Annotated in this window: 14 protein-coding genes; 8 read left to right on the forward strand and 6 right to left on the reverse strand. The window is 63.8% G+C overall.

The window, feature by feature from the left end; all coding sequences use genetic code 11:
* Positions 1–19: 19 nt before the first annotated feature.
* Positions 20–697 (reverse strand): response regulator, encoded by a 678-nt coding sequence (locus ACZ5BO_RS24820; RefSeq protein WP_025127271.1) that lies wholly within the window; start codon positions 695–697, stop codon positions 20–22.
* A 154-nt stretch (positions 698–851) separates the two neighbouring features.
* Here ACZ5BO_RS24820 and dsbD point away from each other — a divergent pair, with 154 nt between their 5' ends.
* Genes dsbD through dsbG form a run of 3 tightly spaced genes read left to right on the forward strand, consistent with a single transcriptional unit; the run spans position 852 to position 4,218 of the window.
* Positions 852–2,612, forward strand: a complete 1,761-nt coding sequence (gene dsbD, locus ACZ5BO_RS24825) for a protein-disulfide reductase DsbD (RefSeq protein ID WP_464696826.1) — start codon at positions 852–854, stop codon at positions 2,610–2,612.
* The gene (locus ACZ5BO_RS24830) at positions 2,612–3,475 is read left to right on the forward strand and encodes a TlpA disulfide reductase family protein (protein ID WP_025127269.1); all 864 of its coding nucleotides are present in this window, start codon (positions 2,612–2,614) and stop codon (positions 3,473–3,475) included. Before dsbD ends, ACZ5BO_RS24830 begins: the two co-directional genes overlap by 1 nt.
* Positions 3,451–4,218: a thiol:disulfide interchange protein DsbG gene (gene dsbG, locus ACZ5BO_RS24835; RefSeq protein ID WP_464696827.1), complete on the forward strand. Its 768-nt coding sequence runs from the start codon at positions 3,451–3,453 to the stop codon at positions 4,216–4,218. The genes ACZ5BO_RS24830 and dsbG overlap by 25 nt, the downstream gene beginning before the upstream one ends.
* Positions 4,219–4,470: 252 nt before the next feature.
* Here the strand turns inward: dsbG and ACZ5BO_RS24840 are convergent, their stop codons facing one another.
* A complete protein-coding gene (locus tag ACZ5BO_RS24840; protein WP_464696828.1) occupies positions 4,471–5,283 on the reverse strand; it encodes an alpha/beta fold hydrolase in 813 nt (270 codons plus the stop codon).
* 480 nt (positions 5,284–5,763) lie between these two features.
* Between ACZ5BO_RS24840 and ACZ5BO_RS24845 the strand changes: the two genes are divergently transcribed.
* From ACZ5BO_RS24845 to ACZ5BO_RS24865, 5 genes are all read left to right on the forward strand, one after another.
* Entirely contained in the window at positions 5,764–6,294 is a 531-nt protein-coding gene (locus tag ACZ5BO_RS24845) for a fimbrial protein (RefSeq protein WP_464696829.1), read from the forward strand.
* A gap of 298 nt (positions 6,295–6,592) precedes the next feature.
* Positions 6,593–7,276 (forward strand): fimbrial biogenesis chaperone, encoded by a 684-nt coding sequence (locus ACZ5BO_RS24850; protein WP_464696830.1) that lies wholly within the window; start codon positions 6,593–6,595, stop codon positions 7,274–7,276.
* Position 7,277: 1 nt separating this feature from the next.
* Positions 7,278–9,884, forward strand: a complete 2,607-nt coding sequence (locus ACZ5BO_RS24855) for a fimbria/pilus outer membrane usher protein (RefSeq protein WP_464696831.1) — start codon at positions 7,278–7,280, stop codon at positions 9,882–9,884.
* A 14-nt stretch (positions 9,885–9,898) separates the two neighbouring features.
* Positions 9,899–11,245 carry a fimbrial protein gene (locus ACZ5BO_RS24860; protein ID WP_464696832.1) on the forward strand — a complete coding sequence of 449 codons (1,347 nt, stop codon included), beginning with the start codon at positions 9,899–9,901 and terminating at the stop codon, positions 11,243–11,245.
* Positions 11,235–11,981 (forward strand): fimbrial biogenesis chaperone, encoded by a 747-nt coding sequence (locus ACZ5BO_RS24865; RefSeq protein WP_464696833.1) that lies wholly within the window; start codon positions 11,235–11,237, stop codon positions 11,979–11,981. Before ACZ5BO_RS24860 ends, ACZ5BO_RS24865 begins: the two co-directional genes overlap by 11 nt.
* 128 nt (positions 11,982–12,109) lie before the next feature.
* On the opposite strand, the gene ACZ5BO_RS24870 is transcribed toward ACZ5BO_RS24865, so the two are convergent.
* The 4 genes from ACZ5BO_RS24870 to ACZ5BO_RS24885 all read right to left on the reverse strand — a co-directional run bounded on the left by ACZ5BO_RS24870 (position 12,110) and on the right by ACZ5BO_RS24885 (position 15,703).
* On the reverse strand, positions 12,110–12,475 hold the full coding sequence (locus tag ACZ5BO_RS24870; protein ID WP_464696834.1) for a DUF6124 family protein: 366 nt from the start codon (positions 12,473–12,475) through the stop codon (positions 12,110–12,112).
* 563 nt (positions 12,476–13,038) lie between these two features.
* Positions 13,039–14,088 carry a hypothetical protein gene (locus ACZ5BO_RS24875; protein ID WP_464696836.1) on the reverse strand — a complete coding sequence of 350 codons (1,050 nt, stop codon included), beginning with the start codon at positions 14,086–14,088 and terminating at the stop codon, positions 13,039–13,041.
* Positions 14,089–14,236: 148 nt separating this feature from the next.
* Complete coding sequence (locus tag ACZ5BO_RS24880; RefSeq protein WP_464696837.1) at positions 14,237–15,274, reverse strand: ParB/Srx family N-terminal domain-containing protein; 1,038 nt, start codon at positions 15,272–15,274, stop codon at positions 14,237–14,239.
* Positions 15,275–15,364: 90 nt separating this feature from the next.
* Positions 15,365–15,703: a hypothetical protein gene (locus ACZ5BO_RS24885; protein ID WP_464696838.1), complete on the reverse strand. Its 339-nt coding sequence runs from the start codon at positions 15,701–15,703 to the stop codon at positions 15,365–15,367.
* Positions 15,704–15,893 lie beyond the last annotated feature (190 nt).

A 15,893-nucleotide genomic window follows, 5' to 3' on the forward strand; every position in this document is an offset into this window, starting at 1 on the left:
GCAGGCGCAGGCTCCTCACTTACGGGGTCTCCTCGCCATCCGCCGGGCCCAGGCGATAGCCCAGGCCGCGCACGGTTTCGACGATGCCGTTGCCGAGTTTGCGCCGCAGGTGGTGGATGTGCACATTCAGCGCGTTGCTCTCCAGCTCATCGTTGAAACCGTAGACGCTGTCCTTCAGCTGCTCGCTGGACAGCACCCGGCCACGGTTGTGCAGCAGGGCCTGGAGCAGGGATTGCTCGCGCCGGGACAGATCCACCGGCTGGCCGCCGAGCAGGGTTTCCCGGGTGCTCGGGTCGTAGGTCAGGCGCCCGTGCTCGATCAGGTTGACGCTGCGCCCGGCGACCCGACGCAACAGCGTGTGCAACCGCGCCGCCAGTTCCCGCAGGTCGAAGGGCTTGAGCAGGTAATCGTCGGCACCGGCCTGCAGGCCGTCGACCCGGTCGGTCACCGAGTCGCGGGCGGTGAGGATCAGCACCGGAATCTCCAGCCCCTGCTGGCGCTGCTGCTTGAGCAGTTTCAAACCGTCTTCATCCGGCAGGCCAAGATCCAGTACCATCACGTCGAAATCGGCCACGCCGAGCATGGCCCGCGCCGCCGAAGCGGTGGCCACGTGCTCGACCGTCAGGCCCTGGGCCGTGAGGCCGGCGACTATCCCGCTGGCAATCAGCTCATCATCTTCACAGACAAGTACGTGCATGGTCGGTCCTGTAACAAAGGCGTTGATTAAGCCGGCAGCGGATTAAGCGGACATTATGCCTGCCGCTCACTGGCCACAAGCCAAGTAGGGTTAATCATCGGTTAATCAGGACCCGCCATTGTGCTCGCCACTTGCACCGGTTTAAGGCTTGGCCATGCGTCGATTGTTCATTGTTCTGTTCATGCTGTTCACCACCCTGGCGCACGCCGGCAACAACCCGTTCGAGGTCAAGCCCGACTTCCTGCCGGTGGGCAAGGCCTTTGCCTTCACCTCCGAGCGCCTGCCTTCGGGGGAAACCCAGCTGTTCTGGCAGATCGCCGACGGCTATTACCTGTACCAGAAGCGCCTGAAGTTCGATGGCGTGCCCCCCGAACTGCAACCCACCCTGCCGGCCGGTGAAGACCACAGCGACGAGTTCTTCGGCCAGCAGACGGTGTATCGCCAGGGCCTGGAAGTGAAGCTGCCGGCGGCCGCCAGCGGCAAGATCAAGCTCGGCTGGCAGGGCTGCGCCGACGCCGGCCTGTGCTACCCGCCGCAAACCCTGGAAGTGGACCTGGGCGGCGCGCCGGCAATCGCGGCCAGCGCCGCCGGCAATGCCGCAGCCACCAGCACGGGCTCGGCCCAGGACCAGTTGCTGGCCAATGACCTGCAACAGAAATCCTGGGGCCTGGGCCTGCTGGCCTTCTTCGGCTTCGGCCTGCTGCTGGCCTTCGCCCCCTGCTCCCTGCCCATGCTGCCGATCCTCGCCGGCATGGTGGTGGGCAGCGGCGCCGGCCCGCGCCGTGGTTTCGCCCTGGCCTCAAGCTATGTGCTGTGCATGGCCCTGGTGTATGCCGGCATGGGGGTAATCGCCGCCCTGCTGGGCAGCAACCTGCAGGCCTGGCTGCAACAGCCCTGGGTGCTGGGCAGCTTCGCCGCGCTGTTCGTGCTGCTGTCGCTGCCGATGTTCGGCTTCTTCGAACTGCAGATGCCGGCCCTGCTGCGCGACCGCCTGGAAGGCGCCAGCCGCCAGCGCCAGGGCGGCAGCCTGATTGGCTGCGGGGCCCTCGGCGCCCTGTCCGCCTTGCTGGTGGGCCCGTGCATGACCGCGCCCCTGGCCGGCGGCCTGCTGTACATCGCCCAAACCGGCAATGCCCTGTTCGGCGGCCTGGCGCTGTTCGCCCTGGGCCTGGGTATCGGCCTGCCGCTGCTGTTGCTGGTGACGGTGGGCAACCGCTTCCTGCCCAAGCCCGGGCCGTGGATGAACCTGCTCAAGGGGGTGTTCGGCTTCCTGTTCCTCGGCACCGCCATCTACATGCTGCGCCCGGTACTGAGCGCCGGCCAGTGGATGGGTTTGTGGGGTGCCCTGACCCTGGCGCTGGCCTACTGCACCTGGCAACAACGGGTAATTACCGGCCGCTTCCTGCACCTGTTCGGTGCCAGCGCACTGCTGTTCGGCGTCTGGGGCAGCATGCTGCTGCTGGGCGCTGCCGGGGGCAGCGACGACCCTTGGCGACCACTCAAGGTCTACACGGGTGGCGCAGTGGCCAGTAACGTCACGGCCCATGATGCCTTTACCACCGTGAAGTCCCCCGCCGACCTGCAAAGCGCCCTGGACAGCGCCCAGGCCCAGGGCCAGTGGGTGCTGCTGGACTACTACGCCGACTGGTGCGTGTCCTGCAAGATCATGGAGAAAACCGTGTTCGGCCAGCCCCAGGTCCTGGAGGCCCTGCAGAATGTGCGCCTGCTGCGCCTGGATGTAACCCTGGACAACGCCGACGGCCGCGAGCTCCTGAGCCGCTACCAAGTGCCGGGGCCACCGAGCATGCTGTGGATCGGCCCCGACGGCAGCGAGCGCCGTAGCCAGCGCATCACCGGCGAAGTGGATGCCAACGTCTTCCTGCAACGCTGGAACCAGACCCGGGAAGCCCGTTGATGCTGACCTTTACCATCGGCACCTTTGCCATCGCCCTCAACCACCTGTTGCTGATCAGTGCCCTGGCCCTGGCCACCCTGGTGGGTTGGCGGGTGGCCAAGCGCGGCGGTGACAACCCCGAGTCGGTGCTGTTCATGCTGTTCCTGCTGGGCATGCTCGCCGCCCGGGTCAGCTTCGTCCTCGCCTACTGGAAGCACTACCAGCACGACCCATGGATGATCATCGACCTGCGCGACGGCGGCTTCCTGGCCTGGCCGGGGGTGATCCTGATGCTCCTGGCAGCCCTGGCCTGGGGCTGGAAGCGCCCGTCCCTGCGCCGCCCGCTGGGCGCCGGGGTGGCCAGCGGCCTGGCCTTCTGGCTGCTGGCGACCCTGTCCCTGACCCTCTACGACCAGGGCACCCGTCTGCCGGAAGTGGCCCTGCGCAACGCCGCCGGTGACACCGTGCAACTCACCGACTACCAGGGCGGCCCCCTGGTGATCAACCTCTGGGCCACCTGGTGCCCACCGTGCCGGCGCGAAATGCCGGTGCTGGAAAGAGCCCAGCAACAGCGCCCGGACCTGACCTTCCTGTTCGTCAACCAAGCCGAAAGCATGCAGAGCGTCAGCACCTTTCTGGCCACCCAGGACCTGAACCTGAACAACGTGCTGTTCGACGGCAGTGGCCGCCTGGGCAAGGCCGTGGGCTCCATGGCCCTGCCGACTACGCTGTTCTACAGCGCCGACGGCCGCCTGCTGGGCAGCCATCTCGGCGAATTGTCCGAGGCCAGCCTGGCCCGAGCCCTGGAAAGTTTCGACGGCATCCACCCGACTCCGGTCGCCCCCTCAAGGAAACCGCCATGCCCTTCATCCGCCATCTGCTGAGCCTGTCCCTGGGCGCGGCGTTACTCAACGCCCCGCTGCTGCAGGCCGAGGAACTGCCCGTGCCGATCCGCAAGATCGAAGAGAAAGGCGCCAAGATCATCGGCAGCTTCGACGCCCCCGACGGCCTCAAGGGCTACGCCGCGCAGTACCAGAACCGCGGCATGACCCTGTACCTGACGCCAGACGGCAAGCACGTGCTGCTGGGCAACCTGTACGACGCAGACGGCAAGGACCTGAGCGCCGAACCGCTGCAGAAGCTGGTGTACGCGCCCATGGCCAAGGAAGTCTGGGGCAACCTGGACAAGAGCAACTGGATCGCCGACGGCAAGGCCGATGCACCGCGCATCGTCTACCTGTTCAGCGACCCCAACTGCCCCTACTGCAATATGTTCTGGGAACAGGCACGGCCCTGGGTCAAGGCCGGCAAAGTGCAGCTGCGGCATATCATGGTGGGCATCATCCGCGAAGACAGCCCGGGCAAATCCGCCGCCCTGCTGGCCGCCAAGGACCCGCAGAAAGCCCTGGAAGATCATGAAAAGGCCGGCAAGGGCAGCGCCTTGAAGCCCCTCGCCAGCATTCCCGCGGCGGTGCAGGCCAAGCTCGATGCCAACATGAAATTGATGGAAGAGCTGGAGCTGTCGGCGACCCCGGCGATCTTCTACCTCGACGACAAGGGCGAGTTGCAACAGCAGCAAGGCGCCCCGGCCCCGGGCAAACTGACCCAGATCCTCGGCCCGAAATAAATCCCCGCCCCTGTAGGAGCCGGCTTGCCGGCGAAGGCGTTCTTGCGACGAGCACCTGGCTTACGGGCTCCTTCGCTGGCAAGCCAGCTCCTACGACAGCAGGTGAACACCTCGCCATTGTGCAGCCTCTGTAGGAGCCGGCTTGCCGGCGAAAGCGTTCTTGCGACGAGCACCTGGCTTACGGGCCCCTTCGCTGGCAAGCCAGCTCCTACCAAGCCAGCCTCTACAACGCCGGTTCATGCGGTGCAGGCATCAGCCATTGCGCTGTAAAAACCCCAACAAGGCCCGGGTCACGAATTCCGGGTTCTCCAAGCTGGAAATATGCCCAGCCTCGGGAACCAGCTGGTAAGGGCAGCCGATGCGTTCGGCCATCTCGATGGTTTCCGCCGGCGGCCGCGGCTGGTCCTGGTCGCCGCACAGCAGCAAGGTGTTGCGCGCATCCAAATGCGCCAACTGATCCAGCACATCCGCCCGGCTGAAGGTAATGCGCCCCATGGGAATAACGCTCTGGCGCAGGCACTCGGCGGGCAGCGCCGCGAGGCTGGCGCGAAAATCCTGGAACAGCGCCGACTGCCGATCGATACCCGGGCGGAAGAAGATCGGCACCACGATATCCAGCAGCGCTTCGGCGATCAGGCCGCTGTCCTCGATCTGCTGGAACAGGGAAAAGTAATACTGCCGAGTCGGCGCAGGCTCCATGCCCAGGTAGGTATCCATCAGCACCAGGCCATCGATGCGTTGCGGCGCCGCCAGGGCCAGACGCGCGCCCCACATACCGCCCACCGACAAGCCCACCAGGGTCACCCGCTCGATCTGCAAATGATCGAGCAAGGCCAGCATCTGCCGCGCCACGTCGTCCAGCGACGCGGTGCCTGCCGGCAACGGTCCGGACTGGCCATGGCCCCACAGGTCCACGGCAATCACCCGGTACTGTGCCGACAACGACTCGATCTGCGGCGCCCACATGCTCGTGTCCCACAAATAACTGCCGGCCAGGAACACCACCGGCCCCTGGCCCTGGTCAAGGTAGTGCAACGGTTGTCCATCGAGGGTGGCGAAAGGCATGGGGTAGCTCCTGTATGGGCCAACGAAAAAGGTCCGCCAGACTGTTCCGCGCGAACAAGCCCGTCAATCGACGCAAACCGGCAAAATCGGTCAAAACGTGTCCGCCGCCCCTTCCCGCAAACCCACGCAACGCCACGCACTACCCGCTGGCAACGCGGCTCTTGAGAATTGTTCAAGACAAGTCGTCTATAGGGCCGGCCTTATTTTTTTTAACTTTAGGAATATTCTTAAACCGCCATTAGCGACGGCTTGTTAAGATCCAACTTCAAGATGTAACCAACTTCACAGTGGCCATGTAACAGAACCACCCGCTAATCGCGCCGATATAACTCTGCGAATTGCCAGCACCAAAATAACTTCGCAGAAACATGAAAAATCAAATCATGAACTTATAAAGCGCGGGCATTGATTCGCCGGGAATTCGCTTACAAAACCACGCCATTAACCCAGCCTACTCTTTCTCAGGGAATAGACCGTCAAATGAACTTCAAGAGCGTTTTACTTGCCCTCGGCATTATCAGTGCGCCTGGCCTGGCCATGGCTTCCAACACCATCAAGTTCCAGGGGCGCGTCGACACCTCGACCTGCTCGGTCACCGTCAACAACAGCGCAACCGCGCTGGTCATGCTGCCCAGCGTGGCTGCCTCGAAACTGGCCACACTCGGCGCTACCGCTGGAGAAACCAACTTTACCATCGGTGTTTCAGACTGCCCCAGTGATACCAGCGCCAAGGAATTGAAAGTCGGTTTTGTTGGCAACAATGTCAATGCCGCGGGCCACCTCATCAACTCCGGCACCGCTGGCAACGTTGAATTGGTGGTTTCAAGCTTGTCTAACGGCACCATCTTGGACCTCAACAACTGGACCTCTCAAGTCGCCGCCGACGGTATTACCTTGCCTGCCAACAGCACCACGGCAGAACGTGACTACTTCGTTCGCTACTACGCCACCGGGCTTGCCAGTGTGGGTAGCGTGGCCGGTTCCTTACAGTACTCGATCAGCTACCCATAATCGGGAAAAGCAACTTCCCCGTAACTACCACCAGCACCCAAAGTGCAAATGCCATCAATCAGAGCCCACCTCTTATTGATGGCAACAGCAAACTAAAAAGCCCCATCGAACAAACCCAGCCAGCCCCCCGACCGCCAATACTTCGCCAGGCCCGCGTTCAATAAAACACCTGTCCCGAGCCCGCTCGCATTGCTGTCGACACTTGAATCAGGCCAACGTCATGACGGCAGCAACGCGTTCTCTCAATAACCTCGCAAAGCGACTCCTACAAGGCTCGGTGCTCAGTCTGTGCGCCTTGATGCTGCCTGCATCGGCCAGTGTGATCGTGCAGGCAACGCGCCTTGTTTATCCGGCCGAGGCCCGAGAAATCAGCCTGCAACTGAGCAACGCCGATGCCCATCCCAACCTGATCCAGGTCTGGGCGGACATCGATAACCCCCAGTCCGATCCGGAAAACGCCGACGCACCCTTCATCATCACGCCGCCGATCTTCCGTATGGAGCCCCGATCCGGGCAGACCGTGCGCATCATGCTGACCGCTGACAACCTGCCACAGGATCGCGAGTCGGTGTTTTACCTGAACACCCTGCAGATACCGCCCAAAGCCAAGGATTACGACGAGCAGAACCGCCTGCAGTTGACCCTGCGCAACCGCCTGAAGCTGTTCTACCGCCCCAACCGGATAGCCGGAGCGCCTGGCGACATCGCCGCGCAACTGAGTTTCCAGATCACTCAGCAAGGCCAGGATTGGCTGATCACCGCACGCAACCCCAGCGGCTACTTCGCCACGCTGGTGGCAGGGCAGGTACTGGCGGGAAAACAGGCGCTCGGCTTCAAAACCGAAATGCTCGCGCCGTTCAGCACAAGCCAATGGCGCATGCTCAAGGCTGGCCCCCTGCCCAGCGGCCCGCTGCGCATCAGCGCGGCGCTGGTGAACGACTTTGGCGGACAGGACCTGCGTGAGTATGAGGCCACGCGTTGAGATGAACGCTCCGGTCCCGCGCGGGCGCCTCAAGCGCACCTGCCTGGCGGCGCTGCTGGCGGCTTGCTGCCTGCCCGCCACGGCATGGCCCGACGCACCACAGCCGGCAGCGGACTACCGCTTCGATGACGCGCTGACCATCGGCACTCGGGCAACCGCCAGCCTGTCGCGCTTCAACCGGGCCAACGCCATCGAACCGGGCCTCTACCAGGTCGACATCTACCTGAACAACACCTTCGTGACGCGCGCCATGGTCGACTTTCAATCGGTCGACGCCGCCGATGTCTCGCCGTGCCTGAGCGACCAGTTCCTCCTCGACGCCGGGCTCAAGCCCAGCAGCCTCAATCGCCAGGCTGGCGTGGACGGCTCCCCGGCAACCGAGGCGAACTGCGCACCGCTCTCGCAACGCCTGGACGGCATCGCCAGCAGCCGCTTCGACCTGTCACGCCTGCGCCTGGACCTGTCGATCGCCCAGAGCCTGATGACCCAGGTGCCGCGCAACCACGTCGCCCCCAGCGACTGGGACGCCGGCACTCGCATGGCGTTCTTCAACTACAACACCCACTACTACCATTCCGCCCACTCCGGCGGTCGCGGCAGCAACACCGACAACGCCTACCTGGGCCTCAACTCCGGGATCAACCTCGGGCTGTGGCGTCTGCGGCAACAGTCCAGCGCGCGTTACAGCAGCAGCGGCGCGCCGCGAACGGACTGGAGCAACGTACGCACCTATGCGCAACGGGCCCTGCCGGCCCTCGACAGCGAAATGACCCTGGGCGAAAGCTTCACCGCCGGCGACCTGTTCGCCAGCATGGCGTTTCGCGGCATGCAGTTGGGCACCGACGAGCGCATGCAAGCCGAATCCCTGCGTGGCTACGCGCCCCAGGTCCGCGGCATCGCCGAAACCCACGCGCGGGTGCAGGTCAAGCAGAGTGGCCGCACGATCTACGAAACCAGCGTCGCGCCGGGCGCGTTTATCATCGACGACCTCTACGGCACCAGTTACCAGGGCGACCTGGAAGTCGAAGTGCTCGAGGCCGACGGTCGCCTCTGGACCTTTACCGTGCCCTTCACGGCCGTGCCGGATTCCATGCGCCCCGGCATCTCGCGTTACAACGCGACCCTGGGACAGGCGCGCTACGTCGGCGACAACGACCTGTTTGCCGACTTCACCTATCAGCGTGGCCTGGACAACAACCTGACATTGAACAGCGGCGTGCGCGTGGCGGACGACTACCTGGCGCTGCTGGGCGGTGGCGTGCTGGCCACTGCCTACGGTGCCTTCGGCCTCAACAGCACCTTTTCCAGCGCCCGCACCGAACACCAGCAGCGCAACACCGGCTGGCGCCTGCAAAGCACCTACAGCAAAACCTTCCTGCCCACCTCGACCACCGTCTCGCTGGCCGGCTACCGCTACTCGACCCAGGGCTATCGTGACCTCAGCGATGTCCTCGGGGTGCGCGAAAGCGCCAGGAACAACACCACCTGGCGCTCGGGAAGCTACCAACAGCGCACCCAACTGACGGCCAACATCAGCCAGTCACTGGGGGACTTCGGCCAGTTCTACCTGGCCGCCTCCACCAGCGACTACTACAGCGACAGCAGCCGGGACACCCAACTGCAACTCGGTTATTCCCACCACTGGCAACAACTCAGCTACAGCCTTTCGGTCAGCCGCCAGGAATCCCGGCGCACCCCACTGCTCAACGACGACCAGCAGTTGCAGTACGTCTACAACCGCAGCACCAGCAACCGCAGCAACATGGTGATGCTCAGCCTGTCCATGCCGCTGGGTTCAAGCCCGAATTCGCCCTACCTGTTCAGCTCGGTCACCCATAACTCCACGGGGGGCAACACCTATCAATCCAGCCTTAGCGGCACCCTCGACGAGGCGCAGAACCTCAGCTACGGCGTGGATGCCTCGCACAACGATCAAGACAAGGTCACCGCCTGGGGCGGCAGCCTGCAGCAACGGCGCCCGCTGGCGACCCTGGGCGGCAACTTCGCCCAAGGCCAGAACTACTGGCAGGCCAGCGCCAACGCCCGGGGCGCGGCGGTGCTGCACAGCGACGGCCTGACCCTGGGCCCGTACCTGAGCGACACCTTCGGCCTGATCGAAGCCAAGGGCGCCAGTGGCGCCGAAGTGCGCAACGGCCAGGGCGCGAAGATCAACCCGGACGGCTATGCACTGATTCCGTCATTGAGCGCCTACCGCTACAACGACGTCGGCCTGAACTCCACCGGCCTCAACCGCAACGCCGAACTGCAGGACAACCAGCGCCGCGTGGCGCCTTATGCCGGAGCGGCGGTCAAGGTGCAGTTCCGCACCCTGGTCGGCCATGCGCTGCTGATCAAGGCCCGCCACGCCAACGGCGAACCACTGCCACTGGGCGCCAACGTCACCGACGAGCAGGGCACCATCATCGGCATGGTCGGCCAGGCCAGCCAGATCTATGCCCGGGTGGCAAACCGCCAGGGCGCGCTGCGCGTCACGTGGGGCGATGCCCCGGACCAGGGCTGCGACCTGCGTTATGCGCTCACCGACAGCGCCGCCGAACAAACCTTGAACCGCCTCAACGCCACCTGCCAGCAAGGCCCAGCCCCATGAAAGGTACGACTGTCATGCCCCCTGTCTGCACACGCCGAGCCCGTCGGCATGCCCTGGCCTGGATACTCTGCTCGGTGCTCATGCTGGCGCTGAGCGAAACCGCCCGGGCGCAATGTTACTGGGTGACCCGAGTGGGCACCGCCAACACCACCAACCTCTATGAGATTCGCCCGGGCGAAGGCTCGGCACGACGGATGTACAGCTGTGACACCTGCAATGGCTCGCTGGGCCTGCCCAACGTGATCAACGTCACCAACCCCGAATTCCAGCCACCCGGCACCCTGCTGGCCTCGGGAATCGCCACGTTCATGGAGTATGGAAACAACGTCGAGGACAACCCGAACACGGTGTTCTACCGCTGCGCCCCCGGAGACGCCGGCAAACTCTTCGAGATGTACTCGACCAATGGCGACAACGCCTACAGCGGCCACCAGAACTACGAATACGGCACCAGCATCGGCGTATCCGGCGGTTTTGCCACGGCCTGGAAAGACGTGGTCAGCCGCCTCACCAACCTGGAAACCGGCGAGGTGTTCACCAACATCTGGAAAGCCCGCAGCCTCACCGGCCTGGATGTCGACTCGCGCGGCTTCCTGCTGGTCAAAGCGAAGAACCTGAGCCGGATACGCACCGAGCTGTATCGCGTCGCCGTGCCCAACGGCATCGGCAACACCATCCTGGGGGTCTACGGCTACACCCAACCCAACGCCTACATCGCCTTCACCGGCCCCGGCATCAGTGGTCCGGTCGCCGGCACCAACCACCTCAACAGCTGGCCGGGCTGGCCCTCCTACTGGCCTGGCACCATCGGCCTCTACGGCAAAGTCAGCATTCGCCGCTCCGCCACCTGTGCGGTGAACAACGTCACCCCGGTGGTGACCTTTCCCACGATCTCGATCCCCGAACTGAACGCCGGGGGCACCCGCCAGTTGCCCTTCGACATCGAATTCAAGTGCCAAGCGGCGGCCGTCTCCGGCGTGACCAGCAACGCCACGGCCATGGGCATCCTGATCTCGGCCGGGAGCCTGGCCGCGGCCAACCAGCTTGGGCTGGTGAGCAAAGGTGGCGCTTCCCACCTGCTCTCCGACCAGTACGGCAGTCCCGGCATTGCCTCGGGCGTGGGCATCCGCATCCAGCGCAACCATCAGGCCATACGACTGCTGACCCACCTGAACACCGGCAGCAACAACGCCGGTGGCTGGTACCCCGCCCAAGGGCCGGCCTCGGTGCTGCTCGATACCCAGGGCGGGATCAAGCGCTACCGCGAAACCTTCAGCGCCATCCTGGAAAAACTCGCGGGCCAGACCGTCACGCCCGGACAGATAGACGCCACCGCCCAGGTGATCATCCGTGTCCAGTAACCCCCGGCGTGCACGACTACTCCTTGGCCTGTGCCTGCTGTTGGCCATGGCCGATACCCGCGCCGGGGTCACGGCGGAAAAGACCCGGGTGGTGTTTTCCCTCCCTGCCAGTGAAAGCGCCCTACAGGTGATGAACCAGAACCCCTACCCGGTGGTGGTACAAACCTGGGTCGATGACGGTGAGCCCGGTTCGACACCGGACATGGCCCAGGCCCCGATCCTCCCGCTGCCGGCCATTTTCCGCATGGAGCCGGGCGAGCAGCGCAACCTGCGGTTGATCTACACCGGCGAAGCACTGCCCAGGGACCGCGAGTCGCTGTTCTGGCTCAACCTCTACGAAATCCCCCCACGCACCAGCGCAGCGCAACCACCGGACAGCACCCGACTGACCGTGACCCTGCGTACGCAGATGAAAGTACTGATGCGCCCTGAGCGCCTGCCCGGCAGCCCGGACAGCCTCAACCAACAGTTGCGCTTCCGCCTGGACAACAGCCCGAGCGGGCCCCTGCTGCGCATCGAAAACCCGACGCCCTACTTCGCCACCCTCAGTGAAATCCAACTGAAACAGGGCGCCACCCGCCAGGCCGTGCCAGGCACCATGATTGCGCCCTTTGCCGAACTAGCCCTGCCGCTCACGCAACCTGAGCGCTTCGCCCGCGACGGTGCCGTGGTCGAATTCACCCGAGTCGACGACGATGGCAACCTGCGCCCCGGCAGCGCCCGACTCAGACCCTGAGCGCCTCAAGCCCGGGGTCGACCGCAGCACTCAGACGCCCATCGAGCCAGACCGCGAACCCGGCGGTGTCGAAAGCCGGCGAACTACACGGGTACGCCCTTCGGCGAACTCGCGTAGCTCGCTGGCGGTTAGCAGTCGCGCGGCACGCGCGGGTTGTCGAGCAAGGCCTCCACCACCGCGCGAGCCATCTCCACCGAATGCACCATGGACCAGATCAGCCCGCGCTCCAGGCCGCTGCCCTGCTGGGTGATTTCATCGCAGACCTCTTCGGCGCATTTGAGCAACAACGCCACGTGCACCAAGGCCTCTTCGGCGCTAACGCCTTCGCGCACGCTGAACAGCGAGTCGGGGGAAACGGGTTTGGCTTGGGTCGTGAGCTGGAACAACGCGGAGTCCAGCGGTTGCCGGGCCAGGGCCACGCGCAGGGTGGCGTTGGCGGCCTTGAGGGCGGGATCGCGATAGGACGTGGGGGGATCGGGGACGAGCTTTTTCATGGTGTAACTCCGATATGAACTCAAAGGAGCCGTCACCGTTCGCTTGCACACGAATAGGGTGGCAGCCGTACGCAGGTGTGCAAGACCGGGCATATCGGAACCCGGCAGACTCGAAAGTCTCCCACGCACGGCCGCCATAACGCAGAAACAACGGGCAAGAAAGCCCCGAACTGCTTTTGACAACGATGCGCCGACATGACCGGACTTGCACATCCGAACCATCGATTTGGCGATGGCTTAGGAACCCTAGCCCGCCCACCTGGCGCATTCAAGCGGCCCGCAGTTTCTCGGAAATGCCTTACAAAAGAAAGCGACTAAACGCCATCCCAGCGACCTTTCAACCGGCTTGCCGGCGAAGGCGTCCGTCAGTTTGGCGCATGGCTTGTGGGCCTCTTCGCTGGCAAGCCAGCTCCTACAACACGTATCCCCACCCATCACACGTATCTACACCCGTAGGAGCCGGCTTGCCGGCGAAGGCGTCCTTCAGGCTGGCGTATGGATTACGGGCCTGTTCGCTGGCAAGCCAGCTCCTACAGAGGGCGTGTCCGCCTTAGGGCTGGGCCTCAGCGGTATTCTTCCGGCGCTTCGCGTTCGAGGATTTCTTCGAGATCGCTCAGGTCACCGCGCGCCTTGAGGATGCCGCTGACCTGGTCGATCCACTCCTGCTCTGAAGCAATCCCCGCCCACGACTGGCTGCCGAAGCCGTGATACGGCCGATCATCGAAGGTGCTGATCAGCAACTGGTTGAAGCGCCTGGTGTCCAGGTTGTTGCGCTGGACCTGCACTTGCAGCGCCCCCAGCACTTTCTGCTGCTCTTGCGGGTTGGGGCGATAGTGGTAGAGCCGCGGCGTGCTGAGCACCAGGAACTCCGGTGGCAGGTTTTCATCGATGGCCGCCTGCAGGCGGTAATGACCATCGAGAATCAGGTGGCAGTTCAGGCCGCTGACATACCACAGCAGGATCGGCGGCAAGCTGCCTTCGCGGGCTTTTTTGCGCCACCATTTCAAGCGCCCGGAATGGGGGTCCACGGCATGCAGGCCGACCACCGCCCCGCCGCCCTCGTACAACTCGACCCAGCGCGCCGAGCCGGGCTGCTGATTGTCGAGGATGTTGCGGCCGTAGATCGCCCACTGCGGCATATGGCTCTGGGCATCTTCACCGCCCTTGAAGTACCAGGCTTCGGTGCCGCTGAGCAGCGGCCGCAGGGGTTTCTGGGACTGCGGGCGCAGGGCCCGCACCAGCCAGTAGCCGGGGTAGAGGAAGTCCGGCTGGTGCTGCATCAGTTGCTCGACGAAGAAGCGGCTCCAGGCCTTGAGGCGCTGGGCCGGGTCGAGGCGCGCCTGTTGTTCAACCTGAGGCGAGTCGATGGGTCCCACCAGGGTTTGCGGCAGTTGCTCCTGCAGGTGATTGCGCACCAGCCACACGCCGTAGAGGCAGCGGGACATGGTGCCCCAGAGCAGGGTCTGGTCCCCCAGCACCAACTGCATGCGGCGGTTGTTGCCGCTGAGCAGGCACAGGTTGGGCTTGCTGTTGGCCGAGCATTTGACGTCCACGCCGAGGCCGTTCCAGTGGCCGGCCAAATCCTCGATGTCACGCCAGAAAATCTGTTCCACGATTGTCCATAATCCTTAATCAATGACCGGCCCTGCGGCGGACGGGCGCGAATATAGCAGAGTGTTTGGGGACCTGTTCGCCGGCAAGCCGGCTCCTACAAGCAGCCCCCCTGTAGGAGCTGGCTTGCCAGCGAACACGGCCAGCGCCCTACCCACGTCGGGCAATCACCGCCTCCATCTGGTCCTCCAGCCCCTGCCCGTTCAGGCACTGGCGCACCTCGTCGCACCACTGCGATTCCGCCTCGTTGCCGGCCCAGGCCGGGGTAGCGCTGCGGTATTGCGGCCGGTCATCGAACGCCTGGATCAGCACCCGGTTGAGGTGCTCGGTGCTCAGGGCCAGGTTGCGCGGCACCGCGTCGCCGCGCTTGCGCAGTGAATCCATGACCCGCTGCTGATGCTCCAGGCTCGGCGTGAAGTCGCGCTCGCGGGTGGCGCTGAGGACGATGAATGATGGCGCGAGGTTTTCCGCGATGGCCGCCTGCAAGCGGTAATGCCCATCGATGACCACATAGGAGGCCAGCCCGCCGACGTACCACAGCAGAATTGGCGGCAGGCTGCCTTCCCGGGCCTTCTTGCGCCACCATTTCAAGCGCCCGGCTTGGGGATCGACCCGGTGCAGGCCAATGAGCTTGCCGCCGCCGTGCCACCAGTCGATCCACTCCAGGGTCTGGGGTTGCTGGTTGTCGAGAAAATCCTCGCCGTACAGGTGCCAGCTGGGCACGTGGGTCAAAGGATCGATCACCGAGGTGAAGCGCCAGTGGTCCAGGCCGTTCGCGGTGCTGGAGGGCTCCGGCAGCAGGCTCTGGGCCAGCCAGAAACCGGGGGTGAGGAAGTGCCGAGCGCTTTCGCTGAGGCGGCTGACGAAATAGCGGCTCCAGGCCTTGATCCGTAGCTCAGGCGCCAGGGCTGCGTACTGTTGGACTGTGGGTGAGTCGATGGGGGCCAGCATTCGGCATTCGGCGCCTTCCGCCAGCGGGTTGCGCACCAGCCAGACGCCGCCGTGATCCCAGGCGAAGGTGGCCCAGAACAGTGGCGTGTCGTGGTGCATCAGCTTAATCCGGGCATTGTTGCCGGTGCGCAGGTGCAGCGGCGGCCTGTCCGTGGCGCCCGCTTCGACTTCAACACCGAGGCCACTCCAGTTGCCCAGGGAGTCTTCGATGTCGTGCCAGTAAAGCTGTTCTGCCATGGTTCCGCTCCTTGAACTGTCTGAAACGACAAAGCCCGACAGGGCTGCTGTCGGGCAATGCGCGGCGGACTATTTCAAACTGAAGGTTATTTAGCCATTGGCCCCATTCATGGTTGCAGCAATGGCAGCAGCCCATGCGTCACGGCCAAATAGTACAAATCGAGACTCTATACCCTGCTTTGTAAAAACAGATAAAGAGTTGGGGAAAATGGGGATAAGACCTAAAAATCTAGTCCATGCCGGTTGCAATGACTGGATGTTTGAAATTTCAATCTCGTTAGGAGCGCTTTGGAAGTTAATTTTATGCGCGACAAATAGCAGACGCTGGTTCGTCAGAAAAAGCCTTCCGCCCACCGTCTCAATATTTCTTTGAAGGTTTGCCGGCCCTTCTTTGATGATTTTTTCGCCGCCTCGCAACTCTGCTTTCATTCGATGCATCCTTGTTATTTTTTCTTCATGCTCAGTCCAATCGATAAGGGCAAACAAAAACCCTTAGCTTAATACTGCCTTTGTATTTCCCCCCCTGTATAGGCTTCCTGTAGAGACCGCTCGGTTATGCAGCGGCCGTAAAGCCTGAATGCGCGACCTTCCTGAAGGAGTGAGGCGCAGCCTTTGGGGT

Source organism: Pseudomonas sp. FFPRI_1 (assembly GCF_055384485.1).